The sequence below is a fragment of the Pantoea sp. X-Soil-OKNW-713 genome, assembly GCF_059730685.1.
On record NZ_AP035995.1, the window covers coordinates 308,725 to 333,891 of the forward strand.

The window sequence follows — 25,167 nt, forward strand, 5'->3', positions numbered from 1 at the left end:
CGTCGCGGCGCTACAGGTTCGCACGGACTCGTCGCGGCGCGATTATCCCATCGTTATCCGTGCGTAGCGGCGCGATTTATCGCGCATATTTGGGCGACCCACCGGGCCGCCCATTTTTATGGCGGTTAATTAAACCGCGCATCACGATCAGAGGTCATATCATACAGCTGGTATTTACGTCCCAGCATCTGGCCGCCATCACGCGTCAACGGTACCCAGTTCACCTGCGCACGACCACGCGTTGGCGTCACGGTAAACAGGTCCATCGGAATTGAGATATAGAAGCCTTTGGTGAAGCTACCTTCGCCATACTCTTCTGCGGAGACGTTGGTTTTGGTGGCGTAGAAGCCGACGATCACACCGCTGTCGAACTGCTTCGACATATCGACCGTCACACCTTTATCCTTCGCCAGATACTGACCCACGCTGGCTTTCACCAACACGTTCTCCATAAACCACGGACGCCAGTAAGCGGTCAGATTACCCACAGGCGCTTTGTAATCGGTGAACTTCATCATGTTGTCCCAGTCGCGCTGCTTGACGTAGTTGGCATCGACGCCAAACGCCCAGTTGCTGTCAACCGGACGGTACAACACCTCGCCACCGACACCGCCATACATGGTTTCCAGATAACCGCCGTACACCTGACCGTAGAAGCCATTGCCGAGGTAATGCATGTAGTTGGCTTGCAGGTCATTGATATAAACGTTGTTCTCAACGTACTGACGAATATGGGTACGTACACGCGGCAGGCCGTTGCTGGCCGATAAGCCATTGTAATTAAACTTATCGTAGTTGTTGGCGATGTTGCCAAACAGGCTACCGCCGACCAGCAGGTGATCCGTCAGCCAGTAATCAACGTTACCCATCACGCCGACCTGGTACATATAGAAACTTTCCGGCCCACCGACCGACTGATTCAGCACCGGCGACAGGCTGTAGTTCAGACGATCTTTACGGATGAAGTAACCCTGTTCGGTTTCACCCGGATCGACCGGATCGATACGCTGCTGTTGCAACGGTTTTTCCTGACCCAGCGGATAACCGGCGAGATCGTTGTGCAGACTGGCGACATCGGTGCGGGTGGTCACCTGTGGCATATTGAAGCGCGACTCGGTCACATCAATCGTCTTAATGCCGTCCGGCAGATTATTCATGATGATGCGGTTGGCACGATCGACGCCTTCGGTGGTATCACGGTATTTGGTCTGCTCGCCAGAGACATACAAGGTATCGCCTTTGGTCTGAATACGTGGGCCATCCAGGCCAGCGTTATATTTCAGGTCGGTCAGCTGGTTTGCCACCACGGTCGATTGCAACAAGTCGCCCTGCGGTTGCGGATTGTAGGCCGGTTTAGCGCTGTCGATATGCGCCTGGCGCAAATCGTTAAAGTTGGTGCGAATGGTGAAGCCAAACATAAAGGTATTGCCGCGCTCATAGCTGGCGTTGATATCCGCCCAGTCGGTCACACGGTAAATTGCCCCGACGTTAACTTTGCTGCGCTGCTCCAGACGTCCGGCGAAGTCATCCTGGTAGTTGTTGCCTTCATATTCGACTTTCAGACGCAGCGGCTGCCAGGGTGTCTGATATTCGATACCCCCAAACAACGCAGCTGGGCCGTGGAACATTTGCGAACCGTTGATCGAACCGGCTTCGCCGCCTGTGGTACGGCTACAGAAACTGGCGCTGTAGGAACAGAATGGGTTTTTGATGCTGCCGCTGTTGCCGAGATAGCCCCAGCCGATACCGAAGGTGAAATCAAACGGTCCCCAGGCTTTGGTGCCCACCAGATATTCGCTGTCGAACAGGCCGGTACCGCCCAAATCGCGCGTGCCCACCGACACTTCCGGCAGCCAGTAGCTCTCTTGCCACAGGCGCAGCTTCAGGTCGAAGGCTTTGTCTTTATAGCTCTGGTCGCCACTGAAACTCTCGCTGGCGCTGTAGCGACGGGTGCGTACGTCGGTATAACGCACGGTGCTTTCGAGCCACGGGAACAGTTGCAGCGACGCCGAATAGTAGCGGTACTGGTCGTTATTGCGATAGTTGAGGCTGAACTCCCCGTCACGCGACATGCGCGCAGTCGGCACCTGCATCAGGCCGACGCCGCCGAAGTCAGATTGTGACGGGCCAATCGGATCGTCATAGCTTGCCGCCTGTACGTTACAGGCCGCGGAAACAGCAACAGCCAGCAGGCTGAGAAGATAGTGTTTTTTCATCAGTCTGGAATCCGGTGAGTCAGAACAGAAATCATGCGGTCATTCAGGTCGCTCTGGCCCCAGGGCAGGCTCCACGATGAAAAACCGAGCCAGATAATGCTGCCAGGCTCCACTTCCACATGACGATGATTCCAGTACGCAATCGGGACCTGCTGCGTCTCGCCGGAGGGGGCTATCACGGTGGCGAAGCTGCGTTCGCCACCGGAAAGACGATCGTGATCGGCCAGATAGCTGCGCACCGTGCGGCCAGGTTGCCAGCTCACTTTGCCGGGATGCGCCAGCGCACCAAGCACCAGTACCTGAGTCGGCGGTGCCAGCGTGTAGAGGTCATAGCTGCCCTGTAAGCGACGATTGGCTTCCGGGCGGATGCGTACCCAGTCGGGATCGAGCGAAGTAAACTGACGGCCCGTTACCGGGACGGCGGCTAGCTGCTGGATAACCGCACCAATGGCGGCGGCACGATCGCCGCTGTTATCCGCCTGCCAGGCGCGCAAATCGGCCAGCAATTGTTGTTGCTGTTGTTTTGCCACAGCGGTAGCGCCGCGTTCGGCAATCACCGTACCGGGCCACCAGGTGTGGATAGCCGGATTGGTCACCAGTTGGCTGAGGTTTTGTGCATGATCGACCTGCAAGGTCGCGCGCTGTTGTCCGTCGTGGACGATAACCTGGCTATCGGCCAGCGCATTGCCCGCAGTGAACAGCGCCAGTCCCGCCAGCAAAGACGTTATTTTTTTCATGATTTCGCCGGTTTTAGAATGGTGGTTTCAATCGGGAATTCGCCTGCCGCCAGCATCTGCGTGGCTTGCATCACGGTGCCGTCGCGGTTATCGAGCCAGAAGGTGTTCTGCCACTCACGACCCATGCTGTCGATACGCACAGTCTCGTGCCATACCCGGCAGGGCACGGCCTCACCAGCAATAGTCAGCACTTCATCATCACCGCGCTGAAATTGGGAGACAGCGGTAGCGGCGCGTTGCTTATCCTTCTCACGCCACTGCACCACGCGGGTCCAGCTGGCGCCGTTTTGCAGGTGTAGTGGCTCGGCCAGCGGGTCCTGCGCCAGATTGCTGACATCAATCAGGTTGTCGGTCAGGCCGAGGGTTTTCACCAGACGGCCGTGCTGCATCACCAGCATCGCCCGGTCCTGGGTTATCCATTTCTGCTGACCATTTTCGTTGTAACCCAGCACTACAAAGATGCGCTGGCCGGCGTTGATGCGGGCATAAAGGCTGGCGTAAGGCAGGCTGGCAACCTGCTCATTGGTTACCGTGACATCATCCGGCCCATTGATAGCCAGCATTACGGTCTGTTCCAGACCTTTTTGCGTTTGAGTACAGGCCTGCAACAACAGGCAGAGAAGCAGCAAAGGAAGTCGGCGCACTGTGTGTCCCTGATCAAATCGAATCAAAGCAAAAAATAACCACACGGATGTGTGGTTATGTTTAAAGGTGCTACATCAACGAGTGGTGCCCGTTGTGGTCGTGGTTGTTGTACCGGTATTTGCACCGTCACCACCGCCGGAAGCGGCAATGCCGAGACCTACCAACGCACCGAGCGCACCGATACCCACAGCGGTTGATGCACCAGCGGACATAGCACCCGCCTGCGCACCTGCTGCGGCACCAGCTTCTTCCGGTGCGGCAATCGCAGCGGAAGAAACGGCAACGTAAAGTAAGGCTGCACCGGCAACCATAAGTTTTTTCATAACAGCTTTCCTGCATCTATATGAATGAAGGATTTACCCTTTATAGGGCGCGTTCAGTATAGGGCAACAAATTACCAGAGTTCAGCGCGAGGGGAAGGGAGCGAAAATAACGAACGGTTCTGGTGGAAAATAAGGCAAATTAGCGATAGCTGCTTTTTTTTATTGGGGTTTTTATTTGAACTGGAACAACTGTTTGGTTGCGAGATTGCGGGCAGGATTTTTCACTTTTGCATTAAGAATTGGTACGGAATCGGAATATTCAGAATTCCCTTAATATGAGTAAATAAAAAGAATCTATTAATCATGATGATAGGGAAAAAATCAAACGTAAATAGATCCATGTTTTTTAGAGGTTAGTTCAATTCTCACACAAAATCTTCAGAATTTGCCTAAGTCATTTTAAGAATTATCTAACCAATAATAGTCCAATAAATAACAAACTCTACCGGGTTATTGCATATTAGACGTAAAAAAGGCGGCCATATTGCCGCCTTATGACAAAACCCGAAAAAGATTAACGCCAGGACTTATAGCGATTAATTAAGCCATTGGTGGAACTGTCGTGGCTGGCAATTTTCGCGTCGTTCTCCAGCTCTGGCAGAATACGGTTTGCCAGCTGTTTACCCAGCTCAACGCCCCACTGGTCAAAGGTGAAGATATTCAGGATTGCGCCCTGGGTGAAGATTTTGTGTTCGTACAGCGCAATCAACGCACCGAGGCTGAACGGCGTGATTTCGCGCAGCAGGATGGAGTTGGTCGGGCGGTTACCTTCGAACACCTTGAACGGCACGATATGCGCCACTAACTCAGCGGATTTACCGGCATCGGTAAACTCTTTCTCAACCACATCGCGTGCCTTACCAAACGCCAGCGCTTCGGTCTGAGCAAAGAAGTTCGACAGCAGTTTCGGATGATGATCCGCCAGAGCGTTATGGGTCTGCGCCGGAGCGATAAAGTCACACGGAATCAGTTTGGTGCCCTGATGAATCAGCTGATAGAACGCGTGCTGACCATTGGTGCCGGGTTCACCCCAGATGATCGGGCCGGTCTGGTAATCCACGGCGTTGCCGTCACGATCGACGTATTTACCGTTGGATTCCATGTTGCCCTGCTGGAAGTAGGCAGCGAAGCGATGCATATACTGGTCGTACGGCAGAATCGCTTCGGTTTCGGCACCAAAGAAGTTGTTGTACCAGATACCGATCAACGCCAGCAGTACCGGCAGGTTCTGCTCGGCAGGCGTGGTGGAGAAGTGTTTGTCCATCGCGTGCGCGCCGCTCAGCAGCTGCTCGAAATTGTCGAAGCCGATGGACAGAATGATCGACAGGCCAATCGCCGACCACAGGGAATAACGACCGCCGACCCAGTCCCAGAACTCGAACATATTGGCGGTATCAATGCCGAACTCACCGACCGCTTTGCCGTTGGTGGAGAGCGCCGCAAAGTGTTTCGCCACATGCTGCTGATCGCCAGCGGCTTTCAGGAACCAGTCACGCGCGCTGTGGGCGTTAGTCATGGTTTCCTGGGTGGTGAAGGTTTTGGAGGCGACGAGGAACAGCGTGGTTTCCGGGCTGAGATCTTTCAGCGTTTCAGCGATATGGGTGCCATCGACGTTGGAAACAAAGTGCATGTTCAGGTGGTTTTTGTACGGACGCAGCGCTTCGGTCACCATGAACGGACCCAGGTCAGAGCCGCCGATACCAATGTTGACCACGTCGGTGATGGCTTTGCCGGTATAACCCTTCCACTCGCCGCTGATGATGCGCTCAGAGAAGCCTTTCATCTTCGCCAGCACCGCATTCACTTCCGGCATCACATCTTTGTCATCGACCACGATCGGCGTGTTGCTGCGGTTACGCAGGGCGACATGCAGCACAGCGCGGTCTTCGGTGCGGTTGATCTTCTCACCAGAAAACATGGACTTGATGGCGCCCGCCAGATCAGTTTCTTTTGCCAGCGCCTGAAGTTTGTCGAGGGTTTCCTGGGTAATGCGGTTTTTTGAGAAATCCACCAGCATCTGATCATCAAAGGTGGCAGAGAATTTCGCAAAACGATCGGCATCCTGAGCGAACAGGTCGGCGATCTGCACCGATTTCATCTGGTCAAAATGCTGCTGCAGCGCTTTCCAGGCTGCGGTTTGTGTCGGATTGATATTTTTCATGGCAACACTCTTGTTGAAATAAAAAGAACTGTCATTCCAACCGGGCGCATCCAGCTGGCCCGGCTTGTTTAGCATTCTGGCGGCGGCTTGTGCTGCCGCGACGGGTTTCAGTATGACCACAGTTGCTACTGAAAGGAAAAAAATTGTGATTTCGCGCGCTGTCCCCAAATCTCGTCCGGCAGAGGGGCTGTGATGATTCTGAAACATTTTCAGCAAAATCCGCTGTGGATTCCCTGTGCCGTATCAGGAAAAGGGCAGATGACTGGCCACCCGCCACTACTTTAGGCGGGAGTTCACCTGTCCGTTTGTTCTGCGATGCGCACGTCATGCCGTGAATGTGAAAAATCCTCAAACATCAGGCGTTGACAGCGGAACAATTAACCTATATTTATGTGCGCGCTACTTACGCCTCCGGGCGTAAGCCAGAAGAGGCGCGTCGCCCAGGCAGTGTGTTGGAGGAACCGTATCCGGGGATAACACATCAGGGGGTGCGACGCCGAGGTGGGGCAACACGCGGTGTGTTGTGCTGTCGGCTGCAGGGGCTGAATCCTCTGGGTTGTCACCAGAAACGTCCACAGTCGGACGTTTCGCAAGGTGAAGCGCTTCTGGGTGACTCGTCTCATGATCTTGTCTGCCCATTTCTGCTCTTCTCTTGTGCCAAGGCTGATAGAATGTCTCCCGTCCCAACAAAGCGGGAGAAAGATAACCTGACACGAGGTTCGTTACATGTCTCAAACTCTGATCGTGGCGAAATTTGGTGGCACCAGCGTTGCCGATTTTGATGCCATGAACCGCAGCGCCAACGTGGTGCTGTCCGATGCCAATACCCGTCTGGTGGTGTTATCCGCCTCGGCTGGCGTCACCAACCTGCTGGTATCCCTCTCTGAAGGCAAAGAACAAGCGCAGCGCGCGACTCTGCTGGATGAAATCCGCCGTATTCAATATGCCATCATCGATCGTCTGCAATCACCGGAAGTGATCCGTGAAGAGATTGATCGCATGCTGGAAAACATCGGCATGCTGTCGGAAGCGGCGGCACTGGCGACGTCCAATGCACTGACCGATGAACTGGTCAGCCACGGCGAACTGATGTCGACGCTGCTGTTCGTGGAAATTCTGCGTGAGCGCCAAATCAACGCCGAGTGGTTTGATGTGCGCAAAGTGATGCGCACCAGCGACCGCTTTGGTCGTGCGGAACCGGATGTGGCGGCATTGAAAGAACAATCCGCTGTGTTGCTGGCACCCCGCACCGCGCAGGCGCTGGTAGTGACCCAGGGCTTTATCGGTAGTGAAAGCAAAGGCCGCACTACCACGCTGGGCCGTGGCGGCAGCGACTATACCGCTGCACTGCTGGGCGAAGCGTTGCAGGCAGTACGCGTCGATATCTGGACCGATGTACCGGGTATCTACACCACCGATCCGCGCGTGGTGCCTGCCGCCAAGCGTATCGATGAAATCACCTTCGAAGAAGCCGCTGAAATGGCGACCTTTGGTGCCAAAGTGCTGCATCCGGCGACGTTGCTGCCCGCAGTGCGCAGCGATATCCCGGTGTTCGTCGGTTCCAGTAAAGACCCGGCCGCTGGTGGTACACGCGTGTGCAACGAGACGCAAAACCCGCCGTTGTTCCGCGCACTGGCGCTGCGTCGTAAGCAAACTCTGCTGACGCTGCACAGCCTGAACATGTTGCATGCACGCGGCTTCCTGGCCGAAGTGTTCGCGATTCTGGCGCGCCACAGTATCTCGGTCGATCTGATCACCACCTCCGAAGTGAGCGTGGCGCTGACGCTGGATACCACAGGTTCCACCTCCACCGGCGACAGCCTGCTGACTCAGGCGTTGCTGACCGAACTCTCTTCTCTGTGTCGCGTCGAAGTGGAAGAGAACCTCGCGCTGGTGGCGATTATCGGTAACAACCTGTCGAAAGCCTGCGGTGTGGGCAAAGAAGTGTTTGGTGCCCTGGAGCCGTTTAATCTGCGAATGATCTGTTACGGAGCCAGCAGCTACAACCTGTGCTTCCTGGTGCCGGGTGGCGACGCAGAAGAAGTGGTGCGCGCGCTGCATAAAAATCTTTTTGGCTGTTAAAAGAATTTTTAAGCATGTATCGAGCCGGACAAGGTCCGGCTTTTTTTATTGATTAATTAATCTAAATAATTAATTAAGTCGCAAAATTTATCCGTATCCGTACCACTTTTTTCTCCCGTTCCGCTTAAATCCGCACGGCAAGAGCCTGTTTTGCGCTGGAATTGTGTAAAAAGCCCACTACGCTCACTGTGAACGGTTGTACTTCAGCAACCGCGAATGACAATTCTGACGCTAAATCATCAATCTTATTGAGGGAATCGCGATGCAAAAGTTCGTTGCAGAGTTCTTCGGTACTTTTGTTCTGGTGTTAGGGGGCTGTGGCAGTGCGGTGTTGGCCGCTGCGTTTCCACAACTGGGTATTGGCTTTGCAGGCGTGGCGCTGGCATTTGGTTTGACGGTGCTGGTAATGGCGTTCGCTGTCGGGCACATCTCGGGCGGGCATTTTAATCCGGCGGTGACCGTTGGGGTGATGATTGGCGGGCGTTTTCCGGCCAGCCTGGTGGTGCCCTATATCGTCTCGCAACTGCTGGGTGCCGTTGCAGCGGCGGCGGTGTTGTATCTGATCGCCAGCGGCAAGGCCGATTTTGATGTCGCCGCCAGTGGCTTTGCCGCTAACGGCTATGGTGAGCACTCACCCGGTGGGTTTAACTTGCTGTCGGGGATGATTAGCGAAACGGTCCTCAGCGCGGTGTTTCTGATAGTGATTATGGGGGCCACTGATAAACGCGCCCCGGCGGGGTTCGCGCCGATTGCCATCGGTCTGGCATTGACGCTGATCCATCTGGTGAGCATTCCGGTGACCAATACTTCGGTGAATCCGGCGCGCAGCACCGGCGTGGCGTTGTTCCAGGGCGGTTGGGCGTTGTCTCAGTTGTGGATGTTCTGGCTAATGCCCATCATCGGCGGTGCAATTGGTGGTGCGATCTACCGCTTTTTACTGGAAAAAGCAGAGTAATTTCGGCCAATTCACCCGGATCGGCAGCAGCCGATCCGCATTTTCACTTCCAGCCTTACCTCACGATAACGAAATGTTATGATCCCGCGTCCGTCGTGGCAGCCGTTTCCTGCGCGACACTTTATCTGTGGCAATACTCCGCAATGACATAATAAAACCTGCATAAGGAAGTTCGTCCATGCTCGGCAAAATTACCCGCCTGTTCCCACTGTGGGCTGTACTGCTCTCGGTCGCTGCCTATTATTCTCCATCCACGTTCCTGGGCATTGGTCCGTGGGTGACGTATCTGCTGATGCTGATTATGTTTGGCATGGGCGTAACGCTAAATATTGATGATTTCAAACGCGTGCTGGTGCGCCCGGCTCCGGTTATCGCCGGTACGTTTCTGCACTATCTGGTGATGCCGCTGGCGGCATGGGGTCTGGCAAAACTGTTCCAGATGCCGCCGGACCTGGCCGCAGGTATGATTCTGGTGGGCAGCGTTGCCAGTGGCACCGCGTCGAACGTGATGATCTATCTGGCGAAGGGGGATGTGGCCTTGTCGGTGACCATCTCCTCTGTTTCGGCGCTGGTGGGGGTGTTTGCCACTCCGCTGCTGACGCGTTTCTATGTCGACACGCATATCCAGGTGGATGTGGTGGGGATGCTGCTCAGCATCGTAAAAATCGTGGTGATCCCGATTGGTCTGGGCCTGATTATCCACCACTCAATGAATAGCGTGGTGCGTCGCGTAGAACCTTATCTGCCGGCGTTTTCTATGGTGTGTATTCTGTTGATCATCAGCGCGGTGGTGGCGGGTAGCCAGGGCTTTATCGGTTCGGTAGGGCTGGTGGTGATTGTGGCGGTGATTCTGCACAACGCCATTGGTCTGCTCGGCGGGTACTGGGGCGGTAAGCTGTTCGGCTTTGACGAATCCACCTGTCGCACCCTGGCGCTGGAAGTGGGGATGCAAAACTCCGGTCTGGCGGCAACGCTGGGCAAACTCTACTTCTCGCCGCTGGCTGCGCTGCCAGGCGCGTTGTTCTCGGTATGGCACAACCTGTCAGGTTCCCTGCTGGCGGGTTACTGGTCAGGCAAACCCATAAAGAAAAAGTAAAACATGCACCCGTAGCTACCGTCTTGAACGTCAAGCGGTAGCTGCGTAATTTTCATCCCACTTCATCCGCGTTTTCAGCACCCCGAAGCACTGATGAACCAGCTTGCGCATCACCGCTCCAAGCGCAGCCTTGCTGGCTTTGCCCTTCGCGATTAGCCTCTGGTACAGCGCCTTCGCCGGGGCATTCCACCTGATCGCTACAATCGCCGCCATATACAGTTTCGCCCTTACGTCTGCCGGGCCTGTTTTTGACATCCGCGCACGCCCCCTGACTGAGCTACCGGACGTTTTTTCCACCGGTACCACACCCAGCCACGCAGCGACCTGTGAAGCACTCCGGAACGGACACGAGCGCAGCACCGACAGCATTGTCGTGCCCACCACGCTGCCTATTCCTTTTATCGATTCCAGCAGCTCACGGTCTTCCTTCAGACCCGGATGATTATCTGTGTGGTCTGAGATGAGCGCTTCAATACGCTTCAGCTCGTCCCTGTGGGCTTTCAGGGTTCTCTCCAGCGAGTCAATGATTTCAGGCGCTGTGCGGGTTGAATGAGCCTTTTCCAGTCGGTTCTCCGCCCGCTGGACATCAGCCTGAAGTGAGTCCCGCAGACGCACCAGCTCCCGAAGTTTACGGACCTCCGGGGAGGGTGGCACCCAGGCATCAGGCTGTTTCAGCTCGCCATAACGGGCCAGGATGTAAGCATCAACGGAGTCGTTTTTAGTCAGGATAGCCATTCCACGGGCGAACTCCCTGACCCGCTGAGGATTGCTGATGCAGACTGTAACGGGGGTATTTTCATGAAGACCGAAGGCGACGTTTTCGTGATAAATGCCGGTCGCTTCGAGCACCACCATCACCTGTTCAGGATGGCATTTTTGCCTGAGTAACCAGTCATTTATCTCCCGGTCGGCGTCGGGATGATTTTTGAGGGTTTTGGTTTTCTTTTTCCCGTTGCCGGGCAACAGGCAGAGGTCGAGTTTGTTTTTACTGACATCAATACCGAGATAAATCATAAGACAGCTCCCTTTCACATGAACCATCACGCCATCTTGCCTTGTACATACGAAGTCAGAGCTTCTGGTTACCGTTCAGAGTAGATGCTGGCGTGAAAGGAGAAACGGAGGGCTTTAAGCTACGACACAAGATCGAGTCTTAAGCGGCGCGACAAGCTGCCTCCGTTTCGTGTAACGGGTAGCTAACCAGTTACAACTTCAAGATACAAGCGGCGCGATTTATCGCGCAAGGTTTTTCCTGCATCGCGCACCGAACCGCGCGATAAATTGCGCCGCTACGTTAAATCTTCAGGTAAGCGCGAATCCCATCCAGAAACATCTGCGTAGCCAGCATAATCAAAATCAACCCCATCAGACGTTCCAGCGCGTTGACACCTTTATCGCCCAACAGGCGCAAGAACAAGCCGGACAACAACAAAATCACCACTGTCACGCCCCAGGCGATCAACAGCGCGCCGACCAGATATGTCATTTGATTTGGGTACTGATGCGACAGCAGCATCAGGGTTGCCAACAGCGACGGTCCGGCCACCAGCGGGATCGCCAGCGGCACCAGGAAGGGTTCTTCCCCGGCGGGTAAACCGGTGCTGCTGCTCTCTGTCGACGGGAAAATCATGCGGATCGCGATCAGGAACAAAATGATGCCGCCGGAAATCGACACCGTCTCGGTGCGCAGATTGAGAAATGCCAGAATGCGTTCACCGGCGAATAAAAAAAGCAGCATTAACACCAGCGCAATCAACATTTCCCGGATGAGCACCACGCGACGGCGTTTGGGTTCCAGATGCTTCAAAACCGACATAAATATCGGTAGGTTACCCAACGGGTCCATAATCAGCAGCAATAATATGGTGGCGGAAATCATTTCAGTCATTTGTGTTAAACCATCCCTTTGCGGCGTTATACGCCGTTATTAGTTGCGCTGCTGAAAAAGTTAGCGCAATCGAATTAATTCACTTGCCAGAAGTGCAGCATTTTGTAGAGTTGAAGGTCATAGGTAAACCTGATTATTACGCAGACCAGCAGGTTAATCCGGTTGGTTTTTTCCCTCGCACCAGACAGGGCCTCTGAAGAAGCGCCCGAGACGGACAGAAAATGAAGAATGTAGGTTTTATTGGTTGGCGTGGTATGGTCGGCTCCGTGCTGATGTCCCGCATGAGCGAAGAACGTGATTTTGATGTGATCAATCCGGTCTTCTTCTCCACTTCGCAACTTGGCCAGGCTGCACCGACCTTCGGTAGTAAGTCGACCGGTGCGCTTCAGGATGCTTTTGATATTGATGCGCTGAAGGCGCTCGACATCATTATCACCTGCCAGGGCGGCGATTACACCAGTGAAGTCTATCCGAAGCTGCGCGCCAGCGGCTGGCAGGGTTACTGGATTGACGCTGCTTCCACGCTGCGCATGAAAGATGACGCCATCATTATTCTTGATCCGGTCAACCATCAGGTGATTCGTCAGGGCCTCGACAGCGGCATCAAAACCTTTGTCGGCGGTAACTGCACCGTCAGCCTGATGCTGATGTCACTCGGTGGCCTGTTTGCTAACGATCTGGTGGAGTGGACCTCCGTGGCCACTTATCAGGCGGCGTCAGGAGGCGGTGCGCGTCATATGCGCGAGCTGCTGACGCAGATGGGCATGCTGCATGATCATGTGGCGAAATCGTTGCAGGATCCGGCTTCTGCCATCCTCGACATCGAACGTAGCGTGACTGACTTCACCCGTTCAGGCACGTTGCCAACCGATAACTTCGGTGTGCCACTGGCGGGCAGCCTGATTCCGTGGATCGACAAACAACTGGAAAACGGCCAGAGCCGCGAAGAGTGGAAAGGCCAGGCAGAAACCAACAAAATCCTCGGCACGCAGAAAGTCATCCCGGTTGATGGCCTGTGCGTACGCGTCGGTGCGCTGCGCTGCCACAGCCAGGCATTTACGCTGAAACTGAAAAAAGATGTGCCGCTGGCAGAGATTGAACAACTGCTGGCTGCCCACAACGAGTGGGTCAAAGTGGTGCCGAACGACCGTGAAATCACCATGCGTGAACTGACACCGGCGGCGGTAACCGGCACGCTCACGACGCCGGTAGGGCGTCTGCGCAAACTGAATATGGGGCCGGAGTACCTCTCGGCCTTCACCGTCGGCGACCAGTTATTGTGGGGCGCGGCAGAACCGCTGCGTCGTATGTTGCGTCTGCTGGTGGATTAAGCGTAACGTTAAAACATGGCCGGGATTTTCCCGGCCTTTTTTGCATTTCAGGCTGCAACACTTAACCAAAATTTCGCCTGACAAGTGATCGGCTTCCCTTTTTTGCTCTCCCGAAAATAATTTTTTGCGATCCTCCCTGGCTTCTGCCAGCCCCAAGCTATGATTTAACAATGATGTGCCGGTAGTTGGTTGTTTTGCTTTCCGTACTGAATGGTTGTTGTACATAGCAAAGATTTTTTCCACGGACGGTCTCCTTCCTTGCTGTGTACTCATGGCTCAATGAAGAGCAGCGCATCTGATAAGGCTTTCACGTCTGACGCAGTTCGCCTGCCAAATGTCACAGGAAGAAATCATGTCAGAGCTTCCCGATCGCCAGGCGATCAATGCCCTGTTTGCGGGTAATTATTCCGATCCTTTTTCCCTGCTGGGAATGCACCAGACTGAGCAAGGTCTGGAAGTCCGGGCCTTGTTGCCCGACGCGTCAGAGGTGTGGGTGATAGAAACCAACACCGGGCGTAAATGCGCTCAGCTGGAGTGTTTTGACTCACGCGGCTTCTTCAGTGGCGTCATCCCGCGCCGAAAAAATCTGTTTCGCTACCAACTGGCGGTGAACTGGCACGGCCAGCAGAATCTGATTGATGATGCCTACCGTTTCGGGCCATTGCTGCAAGAGATGGATGCCTGGTTGCTGGCTGAAGGCACCCATTTACGTCCGTATGAAACCCTGGGGGCACACGGCACCACCCTTGATGGTGTCAGCGGTACGCGTTTTTCCGTCTGGGCACCCAATGCGCGGCGCGTGTCGGTGGTGGGAGAATTTAACTATTGGGATGGACGCCGCCATCCGATGCGTTTCCGCCGTGAACTGGGTATCTGGGAGCTGTTTGTCCCCGGTGCGTTCAACGGCCAGCTCTACAAATTCGAAATCATCGATGCCTTCGGCCAACTGCGTATCAAAGCCGATCCCTTTGCCTTTGAAGCGCAGATGCGCCCGCAAACGGCGTCGATGATCTGCGGCCTGCCGCCAAAAACCGAGATGACGGCGCAGCGCAAAGTCGCGAATGCCTTCGATGCGCCGATTTCCATTTACGAAGTGCATCTGGGTTCCTGGCGGCGGCATACCGAGAACAACTTCTGGCTCAGCTACAAGGAGCTGTCGGAGCAGTTGGTCCCGTATGTCAAAGAGATGGGGTTCACCCATATTGAACTGCTGCCGATTAATGAACACCCGTTTGACGGTAGCTGGGGTTATCAGCCACTCGGCATGTATGCGCCGACTCGCCGCTTTGGCACCCGCGATGAGTTCCGGGAGTTCATCGCCAGTGCGCATGCTGCGGGCATCAACGTGCTGCTGGATTGGGTACCGGGCCATTTTCCCAGCGATGATTTTGGGCTGGCGAAGTTTGATGGCACCGAGCTGTATGAACACAGCGACCCGCGCGAAGGCTACCATCAGGACTGGAACACGCTGATCTACAACTTTGGTCGCCGCGAAGTGAGTAATTACCTCTCCGGCAATGCGCTGTACTGGCTGGAGCGCTTTGGTATCGATGGGCTGCGTGTGGATGCGGTGGCGTCGATGATTTACCGCGATTACAGCCGGGCTGAAGGTGAGTGGATACCTAACCAATATGGAGGCCGCGATAATCTGGAGGCCATCTCCTTCCTGCGTTATACCAACCGCACCCTGGGGCGAGCAGCGCCGGGCGCTGTCACGATAGCCGAAGAGTCCACTGACTATCCCGGCGTCTCACGTCCACCGGAAGCGGGTGGTCTTGGTTTCTGGTTTAAGTGGAACCTCGGTTGGATGCACGACACGCTGGATTACATGAAACACGACCCGGTGCATCGCCGCTACCATCACCAGTTGATGACCTTCGGCATGCTCTACAACTACACGGAAAACTTCGTGCTGCCGCTGTCGCATGATGAAGTGGTACACGGTAAACGTTCGATTCTCGATCGCATGCCGGGTGATCCGTGGCAGAAATTCGCTAACCTGCGCGCCTATTACGGCTGGATGTGGGCCTTCCCGGGCAAGAAGCTGCTGTTTATGGGCGGTGAATTTGCCCAGGGCAAAGAGTGGAACCACGACACCAGCCTCGACTGGCATCTGCTGGAAGGGGCGGATAACTGGCACCACGGCGTGCAGCGGCTGGTACGCGATCTTAACCATACCTATCGCCACTATTCGCCGCTGTATCAGCTGGATTTCGACCCGCAGGGGTTCGAGTGGCTGGTGGTCGACGACCATGAAAACTCGGTGTTTGCCTTCGTGCGGCGCGATCGTGACGGCAATGAGGTGATTGTGGTCAGCAATTTTACGCCGGTACCACGTCCCCATTACCGCTTTGGCGTCAATCAGGCTGGTCGCTGGCAAGAAGTACTCAATACCGACCAGCATGACTACCACGGTAGCGATGTGCGTAATCATCAGGTACACACTGACGACATCCCGAGCCACGGTCGGGGACAATCCCTCAGTCTATCCCTGCCGCCGCTGGCGACAGTCTGGTTGGTGCGGGAGGGAGAATAATGCTGGAGAGCGGGCAGCCCGCACCGCTGGGCGCGAATTACGATGGTCATGGTGTCAACTTCACGCTGTTTTCCCGCCATGCGGAAAAAGTGGAGCTGTGCCTGTTTGATCAGCACGGCGTTGAGCGTCGCTTCCCGCTGCCACAACGCAGTGGCGATATCTGGCACGGCTACTTTCCTGGGCTGAAACCGGGTCAACGCTATGGCTACCGCGTGCATGGCCCGTGGTCGCCTGCTGAGGGGCATCGTTTTAATCCGAAGAAATTGCTGATTGATCCCTGCGCCAGAGCGGTGGTTGGTGATGTGCCGGACGATCCGCGCTTTTTCAACGGCACGACCCTGCCGGACAAGCAGGATAATGCTGGCATTGCGCCCAAATCACTGGTCATCGCCGAAGATTTTGACTGGGATGAAGACACGCCGTTGCGCACCCCCTGGGGGAAAACGGTGATTTATGAAGCGCATGTCCGTGGGCTGACTCAGTTACATCCGGAAATTCCGGAAAGACTACGCGGGACTTATGCGGCACTGGGTCATCCTGTTATGGTGAAGTATCTGCGCCATCTTGGTATCACGGCGCTGGAGCTGCTGCCGATTGCCCATTTTGCCAGCGAGCCGCGTTTACTGCGGTTGGGACTCAGCAATTACTGGGGCTACAACCCGGTGGCACTCTGGGCGGTCGATCCCCGTTACGCCTCCGGCGAAGACGGTTTGACGCCGTTGCAGGAGTTTCAGCAGGCGGTAAAAAGGCTGCATGCGGCGGGTATTGAGGTGATTCTTGATGTGGTGTTTAACCACACCGCCGAACTGGATGAGCTTGGCCCGGTGATCGCGATGCGCGGCATTGATAACGCCAGTTATTACTGGCTTAACGCGCAGGGCGAATACCATAACTGGACCGGCTGCGGCAATACGCTGAATCTCAGTGATGCTCAGGTGATGGAATGGGTGTTGGAAGGGCTGCGCCACTGGGTGCGCGATTGCCATATTGATGGCTTTCGTTTCGACCTTGCCTCGGTGTTGGGGCGTACGCCGGATTTCCGCCAGGATGCGCCGCTCTTCGCTGCCATCAAAGCCTGTCCGATTTTGTCAAAAGTGAAACTGATCGCCGAACCCTGGGATGTCGGTCCCGGCGGCTATCAGGTCGGTAACTATCCGCCAACCTTTGCCGAGTGGAACGACCACTTTCGCGATGCAACGCGGTGCTTCTGGTTACACGGCGGGCTGAGCAACGGTGATTTTGCCCGACGCTTTGCCGCCTCCAGCGATGTTTTTCAGCGTGCGCCACGTCTGCCGCACGCCAGTATCAATCTGATCACCGCACACGACGGTTTTACGCTGCGCGATGTGGTGAGCTTCAACCATAAACACAATCAGGCTAACGGCGAAGACAATCGCGACGGCAGCAACAACAACTTCAGCGATAACCACGGTCATGAAGGGCTGCATGTCAGTTTCGATGTTGTCGAGCGACGGCGGCTCAGCGTGCATGCGCTGCTCGCGACGTTGCTGCTGGCGCAGGGTACGCCGATGCTGTTGGCGGGTGATGAACGTGGTCACAGCCAGCATGGCAACAACAATGCGTATTGTCAGGACAACCCGCTGACCTGGCTGGACTGGCAACAGGATGATTCTGGACTGGTCGACTTCACTGCCGCGTTAATTCATCTGCGTAAGCGCATTCCCGCGCTCACGGCAGATCGCTGGTGGCAGGAGGGCGATGGCAACGTACGGTGGTTCAATGCCAGCGGCAAACCACTGGGGAATGAGGAGTGGGAACAGGGGACGCACAGAATGCAGATCCTGCTCTCCGGCCGCTGGTTAATAACAATTAACGCCACGGATGCGGTGAGTGACCTCGCCTTACCAGACGGAGAGTGGCGTGCCATTCCTCCTTTCGCCGGGGAAGATAACCCCATTTTGACAACTGTCTGGCACGGGCCCGCACACGGTGTGTGTGTGTTCCTGAAACAATCATAAGGAGTCAGACATGGTGAATTTAGATAGAACAGATCATCTGATGCTGGCACGCCAGCTTCCTACGCAGACGGTGGCGCTGATCCTCGCCGGAGGACGCGGCACACGCCTGAAAGACCTGACCGCCAAACGCGCCAAACCGGCGGTGCACTTTGGTGGGAAGTTCCGCATCATCGACTTTGCGCTCTCCAATTGCCTCAACTCGGGCATCCGGCGCATTGGCGTGATCACGCAATATCAGTCACACACGCTGGTGCAGCATATCCAGCGCGGCTGGTCGATTTTCAACGAAGAGATGAACGAGTTTGTTGATCTGTTGCCCGCACAACAGCGCTTCTCCACTGAGCACTGGTATCGTGGGACGGCGGATGCGGTAACGCAAAACCTCGACATCATTCGTCGGTATAACGCCCAGTACATCGTGATCCTCGCCGGGGATCATATCTACAAAATGGATTATTCGCGCATGCTGCTGGATCACGTCGATCGTGGTGCCAAATGCACCATCGCCTGCTTGCCGGTGCCGTTGGAGGAAGCCACAGCCTTTGGCGTGATGGCGGTGGATACCGAGAACAACGTGGTCGATTTTGTAGAAAAACCGCCTGTTCCCCCCGCAATGCCCGGCGATGACAGCAAGGCGCTGGCCAGCATGGGGATTTATGTCTTTAACGCCGATTATCTCTACCAGCTGCTGGAAGAAGACGCCCAGATACCTGAGTCCAATCACGATTTCGGTAAAGATTTGCTGCCGAAAATTGTGGCCAGCGGCGACGCCTACGCGCACTCCTTCACCCTGTCCTGCGTGCAAAGCGACGAAGCTGCCGAACCCTACTGGCGCGATGTCGGAACGCTCGAAGCCTACTGGCGCGCCAATCTGGATTTGGCCTCCGTCACACCGGAACTGGACATGTATGACCACGCCTGGCCGATTCGTACCCATATGGAGCCGCTACCACCGGCGAAGTTTGTGCAGGATCGTTCCGGTAGCCACGGTATGACGATGAACTCGCTGGTTTCTGGCGGGTGCATTATCTCCGGCTCCGTGGTGGTGAACTCGGTACTGTTCCCGCGCGTACGTGTGAACTCTTTTTGCAACATCGATTCTTCGGTACTACTGCCCGATGTGGTGATTGGCCGCTCCTGCCGTCTGCGCCGCTGCGTGATTGACCGCGCCTGCGTGCTGCCGGAAGGCATTGTGATTGGCGAAAATCCCGATGAAGACAGCCGCCGTTTTTACCGTTCAGAAGAGGGCATCGTGCTGGTGACGCGCGCCATGTTAGCCAAACTGGCGGGTGCCGTCGGCCGGTGACGAAAAAGCACACAGACAATCGACGCGTGGAACGCGAGCGATATCACAAAAGGGGTCCAGGATGCAGGTTTTACATGTCTGTTCAGAACTTTTCCCGTTGTTGAAAACCGGCGGGTTGGCTGATGTTGTCGGCGCTTTACCGCAGGCACAAATTGCCGGTGGTACGGATACGCGGGTCTTACTTCCCGCGTATCCTGACCTGCGTAGAGGGATTCCGGATACGGAAGTGGTGGCGGAGCTGCCAACCTTTGCTGGGTTTGTTCGCTTACTTTTTGGACATTTCAACGGTGTTGGCATTTATTTAATTGATGCACCGGGATTGTATGAACGTCCGGGAAGCCCGTACCACGATGAATCACAGTTTGCCTACGTCGATAACTATCTGCGCTTTGCGCTGCTCGGCTGGATGGGCTGTGAAATCGCCTGTGGACTGGACACCTTCTGGCGGCCAGATATCGTGCATGCGCATGACTGGCATGCCGGGTTAACCTGCGCCTATCTGGAGGCGCGAGGCCGTCCGGCGAAATCGGTGTTTACCGTGCATAATCTGGCGTATCAGGGGCTGTTTTCGGCGCGCCATATGGAGGAGATCCAGTTACCGCGATCATTCTTCAACATGCATGGCCTGGAGTTTTATGGGCAAATTTCTTATCTCAAAGCTGGCCTGTTTTATGCAGATCATATTACGGCGGTCAGCCCGACTTACGCGCTGGAGATCACCCGCCCGGAGTTTGGCTATGGTATGGAAGCGCTGCTGGCGCAGCGTCTGCGTGAAGGACGGTTAAGTGGCGTGTTGAACGGTGTTGATCCGGCGATCTGGGACCCGACGCATGACCTGCTGCTGACCGCGCGTTACGACAGGGACACGCTGGAGAGCAAGGCGGAGAACAAACGTCAGCTGCAAATTGCCATGGGCTTGAAGGTCGATGACAAAGTACCGGTGTTTTGCGTAATCAGCCGCTTAACCCGGCAGAAAGGTCTGGATTTGGTGCTGGAAGCGCTGCCCGGTTTACTGGCGCAGGGCGGCCAGTTGGTATTGTTGGGGCAGGGAGATGCCGAATTACAGCAGGGATTTCTGGCGGCGGCGGCCGAGCACCCCGGCAGCGTTGGCGTGCAGATTGGCTATCACGAGGCTTTCTCGCACCGCATTGTCGGCGGCGCGGATGTGATTCTGGTGCCCAGCCGCTTTGAACCGTGCGGCCTGACACAACTTTATGGTCTGAAATACGGCACGCTGCCGCTGGTACGTCGTACCGGCGGTCTGGCGGATACGGTGAATGACAGTTCGCTGGAAAACCTGGCAGATGGTATCGCCAGTGGTTTCAGCTTTGAAGACAGTAATGCCTGGTCGCTGCTCAGAGCGATTCGGCGCGCTTTTGTACTGTGGTCCCGTCCTTCCCTCTGGCGTTATGTTCAGCGTCAGGCGATGGGGATGGATTTTAGTTGGCAGGTGGCAGCACAAGCCTACCGCGATCTTTATCAACGTTTGCTGTAATGAGAGATTGGGATACTTGATATGAACGCACCTTTCACCTATGCCTCACCCACCCTGACGGTTGATGCACTGAAGCACTCGATAGCCTATAAACTGATGTTTACCATCGGTAAAGACCCTTCCATCGCCAATAAGCACGAGTGGCTCAATGCCGCGCTGCTGGCAGTGCGCGACCGCATGGTGGAACGTTGGCTACGTTCCAGCCGGGCGCAATTGTCGCAGGATGTACGTCAGGTGTATTACCTGTCGATGGAATTCCTGATGGGCCGCACCCTGGGCAACGCGCTGCTGGCGATGGGTATTTACGACGATCTCAATCAGGCGCTGGATGAGATGGGGCTGGATCTCAGCGAACTGATGGAAGAAGAGAACGATCCCGGCCTTGGCAACGGTGGTCTGGGACGTCTCGCCGCCTGTTTCCTCGATTCACTGGCGACCCTCGGCCTGCCGGGGCGTGGCTACGGCATCCGTTACGATTACGGTATGTTCAAGCAGAATATTGTCGATGGCCAGCAGCGCGAATCGCCGGATTACTGGCTGGAATATGGCAACCCGTGGGAATTCCAGCGTTTTAACACTCGCTACAAAGTGCGTTTTGGTGGCCGTTTGCAACACGAAGGCAGCCGGGTGCGCTGGATCGAAACCGAAGAGATCCTGGCCATTGCTTATGATCAGATCGTGCCCGGTTTTGATACCGATGCCACCAACACGCTGCGGTTGTGGGGCGCGCAGGCCAGTAACGAAATCAACCTGGGTAAGTTCAATCAGGGCGATTACTTTGCCGCCGTGGAAGATAAAAACCACTCGGAAAACGTGTCGCGTGTGCTTTATCCAGACGACTCCACCGACTCTGGCCGCGAGCTACGTCTGCGCCAGGAGTATTTTCTCGTCTCCTCAACGGTACAGGATATCCTGAACCGTCACTGGCAGATGCATCAGAAATGGGACAATTTGGCAGATAAAATTGCCATCCACCTCAATGACACTCACCCGGTGTTAGCCATTCCGGAATTGATGCGCATCCTTGTGGATGAGCAGAAATTTTCCTGGGATGATGCGTTTGAAGTGGCCTGCCAGGTGTTCTCCTACACCAACCACACGCTGATGACCGAGGCGCTGGAAACCTGGCCGGTGGATATGATCGGCAAGATCCTGCCGCGCCATCTCAGCATCATCTTTGAAATTAATGATTATTTCCTGAAAACCATTCAGGAATACTATCCGGATGACTGGGATCTGATGTCACGTATCTCAATCATTGATGAGAACAATGGCCGCAAGGTCCGTATGGCATGGCTGGCGGTGGTGGTCAGTCATAAGGTTAACGGCGTTTCTGAACTCCACTCCAACCTGATGGTGCAGTCGCTGTTTGCCGATTTTTCTCGTCTGTTCCCGGGACGTTTCTGTAATAAAACCAATGGCGTCACACCACGCCGCTGGCTGGCTCTGGCTAACCCGGCACTTTCAGAAGTACTTGATGAGGCGATTGGTCGCAACTGGCGCACCGACCTTAGCCAACTCAGCGACCTGACGCCGCAAATCGATTTCCCGGCGTTTATTGAGCAGATCGCCGATGCCAAATTTGCCAACAAAAAACGCCTGGCAGATTGGGTGGCAAAAAACCTCGATATTGTGCTGGACCCGCACGCGCTGTTTGATGTGCAAATCAAACGCATTCATGAGTACAAACGCCAGCTGCTGAACGTGTTGCACGTTATCACCCGCTACAACCGCATCAAGGCCGATCCCGATGCAGATTGGGTACCTCGGGTGAATATTTTTGCCGGTAAAGCGGCCTCCGCCTATTACATGGCGAAGCACATCATTCATCTGATCAACGATGTAGCGAAGGTGATCAACAACGATCCGCAGGTGAAAAACAAGCTGAAGGTGGTGTTTATCCCTAACTACGGGGTTAGCCTGGCGCAGATCATTATTCCGGCGGCGGATCTCTCCGAGCAGATCTCCACGGCAGGTACGGAGGCTTCCGGCACCAGTAATATGAAGTTTGCGCTCAACGGCGCGTTAACGATTGGTACGCTGGATGGGGCCAACGTCGAGATGCGCGAACATGTCGGTGCGGAGAATATCTTTATCTTCGGTAACACCACGCCGCAGGTCGAGCAGTTGCGCAAAGATGGCTACAACCCCCGTAAATACTACGAAGAGGATGAGGAGCTGCATCAGGCGCTGACGCAGATTGCCAGTGGTCTGTTTAGCCCGCAGGATCCAGGTCGCTATCGTAACCTGTTCGATGCGCTGGTGAACTTTGGCGACCACTATCAATTGCTGGCGGATTATCGCAGCTACGTGGATACCCAGGATAAGGTGGACAAACTCTATCGTCAGCCGGATGAGTGGCAACGACGTGCGGCGCTGAATATCGCTAATATGGGCTATTTTTCGGCGGATCGTACCATTCAGGAATATGCCGATGAGATCTGGCATATTTCGCCAGTGAGGTTATAACGACACGTTAATTTGTAGCGGCGCGATTCATCGCGCAAATGATTGTAGCGGCGCAATTTATTGCGCAAATGATCGTAGCGGCGCAATTTATTGCGCGTTCAAGTTACTACGGCCAAAAAGACGCGCGATAAATCGCGCCGCTACGCGTGTTATTTCAGCGTGATGCTTTTCACGATGCTGTCGGCATCGCTCTGCGCCTGCTGCTGGTTATCCGCTGGCAGGGTAATTTGCAGGGTCAGCAGTTTGCCATCGACCTTCGCCAGAATCACCGAAGACCAGGAGGTCTGGTGGTTGGCAGAAATCACCGTATCCAGCTGCTGGGCCGGTTGATCGCTCAGCGTTACCGCTTTGTTCGATACCACCTGCAACTGCGGATCGCGGTTGCGTTGCTGCTGTTCCAGACGCTGGGAGAGAGCATCCAGCGCTTCATTGGTTGGGTCACCGGCAATCACGATAATCGCGCGCGCACCGGTTTGATCGGCGTAGACATGCATGTTGGCGGATTCTGTACCCAATTTGCCGCTCTTATCCGACATCCCCGCAGGCAGGGTAAAGCTCAGTTTGCCATCCAGCAGACTCACCGTCTGGGTTGACTGGCTGGCAGTGGCGCCGTTGTCCGCCGCTGCCGCGTCATCTTTTTTCTGGTCACAGGCCGCGAGGCCAAGCACCAGCAGGCCAATGCCCGCATATTTCACTAAGTTACGCATTCTTTTCCCTATAACAAGATTCCAGTCCGCGATTATCAAATCGGAATCGGCGGTCAAAAGCAACCGCCGGTTTGTCAGGAAATCTTAGCGTGGGTGCGGCGAGGGTACTACGTAGAATTAACCGAAATTGAGCTGACGCTGGGCCGAACGCTCAGCCAGACGCTTCAGGGTTGCGTTCAGCAGTACGCCATAGGCTGGCAGGAAGAAAAGCATGCAGATCATTACCTTGAAGCTGTAATCCACCAGCGCGATTTCCACCCAGTGCTGAGCCATAAACGGGTCCGGACTTTTGTAGAAGGCGATAAAGAAGAACGCCAGCGTATCGCTGATATTACCGAGGAACATGGCTGCGCCGGGGGCAATCCACCACTGCGGCAGACGACGCAGACGGTTAAATACATGCACATCCAGAATCTGTCCCAATGCATAGGCCATAAAGCTGGCACTGGCGATACGGGCCACGAACAGGTTCACTTGCTCCAGTGACGCCCAACCCTGCCATTCGCCCTGATAAAACACGCAGGAGACGATGTAAGAGATAAACAACGCCGGCACCATCACCGCCAGAATAATGCGTCGCGCCAGTGGCGCGCCAAAAATACGCACGGTGAGATCGGTCGCGAGGAAAATAAACGGAAAGCTGAACGCACCCCAGGTGGTGTGGAAACCGAAAATGGCCACCGGCAACTGCACCAGATAGTTACTGGAAGTGATCACCAGCAGATGAAACAGCGACAGCCAGAACAGCGCATGCATGCGCTGACGCGGAGAAAAAGCGATCATGTTGAGCCTTTTTAGTGTTGGGGTGAGGGAACCCAGTACCGCAGTTTGCTGCGGTGGTTAATAAAAAATCGGCGGCATCTTATCGCGTTGTGCGATTTATGCAATGGTTAATATTAACGCAATCGTTATCGCCTTGCGCTGATGATTTAGCGCGCTAGAATGAGCGCCCTCCCTTGAAAACAGACAGAGAATCATGAGCGATCCCTTTTCCGCGCCGGACCACACCCTGGATGCCCTTGGCCTGCGCTGCCCGGAGCCGGTGATGATGGTGCGCAAAACCGTGCGCCAGATGCAGGCGGGTGAAACCCTGCTGATTATCGCCGACGATCCGGCGACCACGCGTGATATTCCCGGCTTTTGCCGTTTTATGGAGCATACGTTGCTGGCACAGCAGACGGAAAGCCTGCCGTATCAGTACCTGATCCAGAAAGGCGCGGACGCCTGAGGGCATCCGCGCG

20 protein-coding genes and 1 riboswitch are annotated in these 25,167 nt (G+C 55.2%); of the genes, 10 read left to right on the forward strand and 10 right to left on the reverse strand.

What is annotated here, in order from left to right:
• Positions 1–125 precede the first annotated feature (125 nt).
• The 5 genes from AC6I8R_RS01380 to pgi form a co-directional block, all read right to left on the reverse strand.
• Entirely contained in the window at positions 126–2,216 is a 2,091-nt protein-coding gene (locus AC6I8R_RS01380) for a YjbH domain-containing protein (protein ID WP_497831825.1), read from the reverse strand.
• On the reverse strand, positions 2,216–2,953 hold the full coding sequence (locus AC6I8R_RS01385) for a capsule biosynthesis GfcC D2 domain-containing protein (protein ID WP_497831826.1): 738 nt from the start codon (positions 2,951–2,953) through the stop codon (positions 2,216–2,218). The genes AC6I8R_RS01380 and AC6I8R_RS01385 overlap by 1 nt, the downstream gene beginning before the upstream one ends.
• Positions 2,950–3,597, reverse strand: a complete 648-nt coding sequence (locus AC6I8R_RS01390; RefSeq protein ID WP_497831827.1) for a YjbF family lipoprotein — start codon at positions 3,595–3,597, stop codon at positions 2,950–2,952. Before AC6I8R_RS01390 ends, AC6I8R_RS01385 begins: the two co-directional genes overlap by 4 nt.
• Positions 3,598–3,672: 75 nt before the next feature.
• On the reverse strand, positions 3,673–3,921 hold the full coding sequence (yjbE, locus tag AC6I8R_RS01395) for an exopolysaccharide production protein YjbE (protein WP_021186261.1): 249 nt from the start codon (positions 3,919–3,921) through the stop codon (positions 3,673–3,675).
• Positions 3,922–4,435: 514 nt separating this feature from the next.
• Complete coding sequence (gene pgi, locus AC6I8R_RS01400; RefSeq protein WP_497831828.1) at positions 4,436–6,082, reverse strand: glucose-6-phosphate isomerase; 1,647 nt, start codon at positions 6,080–6,082, stop codon at positions 4,436–4,438.
• A 418-nt stretch (positions 6,083–6,500) separates the two neighbouring features.
• A riboswitch (Lysine riboswitch) is annotated at positions 6,501–6,695 on the forward strand.
• A gap of 113 nt (positions 6,696–6,808) precedes the next feature.
• On the opposite strand from pgi, the gene lysC reads away from it, so the two are divergent.
• From lysC to panS, 3 genes are all read left to right on the forward strand, one after another.
• Positions 6,809–8,164 (forward strand): lysine-sensitive aspartokinase 3, encoded by a 1,356-nt coding sequence (gene lysC, locus AC6I8R_RS01405; protein WP_021186263.1) that lies wholly within the window; start codon positions 6,809–6,811, stop codon positions 8,162–8,164.
• Positions 8,165–8,426: 262 nt separating this feature from the next.
• Positions 8,427–9,119 (forward strand): aquaporin Z, encoded by a 693-nt coding sequence (aqpZ, locus tag AC6I8R_RS01410; protein WP_208724581.1) that lies wholly within the window; start codon positions 8,427–8,429, stop codon positions 9,117–9,119.
• Between the two features lie 178 nt (positions 9,120–9,297).
• A complete protein-coding gene (gene panS, locus AC6I8R_RS01415) occupies positions 9,298–10,215 on the forward strand; it encodes a ketopantoate/pantoate/pantothenate transporter PanS (protein WP_021186265.1) in 918 nt (305 codons plus the stop codon).
• Positions 10,216–10,245: 30 nt separating this feature from the next.
• Here the strand turns inward: panS and AC6I8R_RS01420 are convergent, their stop codons facing one another.
• The gene (locus AC6I8R_RS01420; RefSeq protein WP_497831829.1) at positions 10,246–11,229 is read right to left on the reverse strand and encodes an IS110 family RNA-guided transposase; all 984 of its coding nucleotides are present in this window, start codon (positions 11,227–11,229) and stop codon (positions 10,246–10,248) included.
• A gap of 280 nt (positions 11,230–11,509) precedes the next feature.
• Positions 11,510–12,103 carry a YhgN family NAAT transporter gene (locus AC6I8R_RS01425; protein WP_021186266.1) on the reverse strand — a complete coding sequence of 198 codons (594 nt, stop codon included), beginning with the start codon at positions 12,101–12,103 and terminating at the stop codon, positions 11,510–11,512.
• A 221-nt stretch (positions 12,104–12,324) separates the two neighbouring features.
• On the opposite strand from AC6I8R_RS01425, the gene asd reads away from it, so the two are divergent.
• Positions 12,325–13,434: an aspartate-semialdehyde dehydrogenase gene (asd, locus tag AC6I8R_RS01430; RefSeq protein ID WP_021186267.1), complete on the forward strand. Its 1,110-nt coding sequence runs from the start codon at positions 12,325–12,327 to the stop codon at positions 13,432–13,434.
• Here asd and AC6I8R_RS01435 read toward each other — a convergent pair.
• Positions 13,378–13,677, reverse strand: coding sequence for a hypothetical protein (locus AC6I8R_RS01435; RefSeq protein WP_208724582.1), 300 nt, complete (start codon positions 13,675–13,677; stop codon positions 13,378–13,380). The two genes, asd and AC6I8R_RS01435, sit on opposite strands and share 57 nt — an antisense overlap.
• A gap of 109 nt (positions 13,678–13,786) precedes the next feature.
• Here AC6I8R_RS01435 and glgB point away from each other — a divergent pair, with 109 nt between their 5' ends.
• The 5 genes from glgB (at position 13,787) to glgP (ending at position 23,219) form a co-directional block, all read left to right on the forward strand.
• Positions 13,787–15,970: a 1,4-alpha-glucan branching enzyme gene (glgB, locus tag AC6I8R_RS01440; protein ID WP_497831830.1), complete on the forward strand. Its 2,184-nt coding sequence runs from the start codon at positions 13,787–13,789 to the stop codon at positions 15,968–15,970.
• The gene (glgX, locus tag AC6I8R_RS01445; RefSeq protein WP_415173318.1) at positions 15,970–17,949 is read left to right on the forward strand and encodes a glycogen debranching protein GlgX; all 1,980 of its coding nucleotides are present in this window, start codon (positions 15,970–15,972) and stop codon (positions 17,947–17,949) included. Before glgB ends, glgX begins: the two co-directional genes overlap by 1 nt.
• 10 nt (positions 17,950–17,959) lie before the next feature.
• Positions 17,960–19,255, forward strand: a complete 1,296-nt coding sequence (gene glgC, locus AC6I8R_RS01450) for a glucose-1-phosphate adenylyltransferase (RefSeq protein WP_415173317.1) — start codon at positions 17,960–17,962, stop codon at positions 19,253–19,255.
• 61 nt (positions 19,256–19,316) lie between these two features.
• Complete coding sequence (gene glgA, locus AC6I8R_RS01455; RefSeq protein ID WP_021186271.1) at positions 19,317–20,750, forward strand: glycogen synthase GlgA; 1,434 nt, start codon at positions 19,317–19,319, stop codon at positions 20,748–20,750.
• Positions 20,751–20,771: 21 nt separating this feature from the next.
• Positions 20,772–23,219: a glycogen phosphorylase gene (gene glgP, locus AC6I8R_RS01460; RefSeq protein WP_415173316.1), complete on the forward strand. Its 2,448-nt coding sequence runs from the start codon at positions 20,772–20,774 to the stop codon at positions 23,217–23,219.
• Positions 23,220–23,368: 149 nt separating this feature from the next.
• On the opposite strand, the gene AC6I8R_RS01465 is transcribed toward glgP, so the two are convergent.
• Both AC6I8R_RS01465 and AC6I8R_RS01470 read right to left on the reverse strand, forming a co-directional pair.
• Positions 23,369–23,926: a DcrB family lipoprotein gene (locus tag AC6I8R_RS01465; RefSeq protein ID WP_415173315.1), complete on the reverse strand. Its 558-nt coding sequence runs from the start codon at positions 23,924–23,926 to the stop codon at positions 23,369–23,371.
• Positions 23,927–24,043: 117 nt separating this feature from the next.
• Positions 24,044–24,709, reverse strand: a complete 666-nt coding sequence (locus AC6I8R_RS01470; protein WP_021186274.1) for a 7-cyano-7-deazaguanine/7-aminomethyl-7-deazaguanine transporter — start codon at positions 24,707–24,709, stop codon at positions 24,044–24,046.
• A gap of 193 nt (positions 24,710–24,902) precedes the next feature.
• Between AC6I8R_RS01470 and tusA the strand changes: the two genes are divergently transcribed.
• Entirely contained in the window at positions 24,903–25,154 is a 252-nt protein-coding gene (gene tusA / locus AC6I8R_RS01475) for a sulfurtransferase TusA (RefSeq protein WP_021186275.1), read from the forward strand.
• The last annotated feature ends 13 nt before the right edge of the window (positions 25,155–25,167 follow it).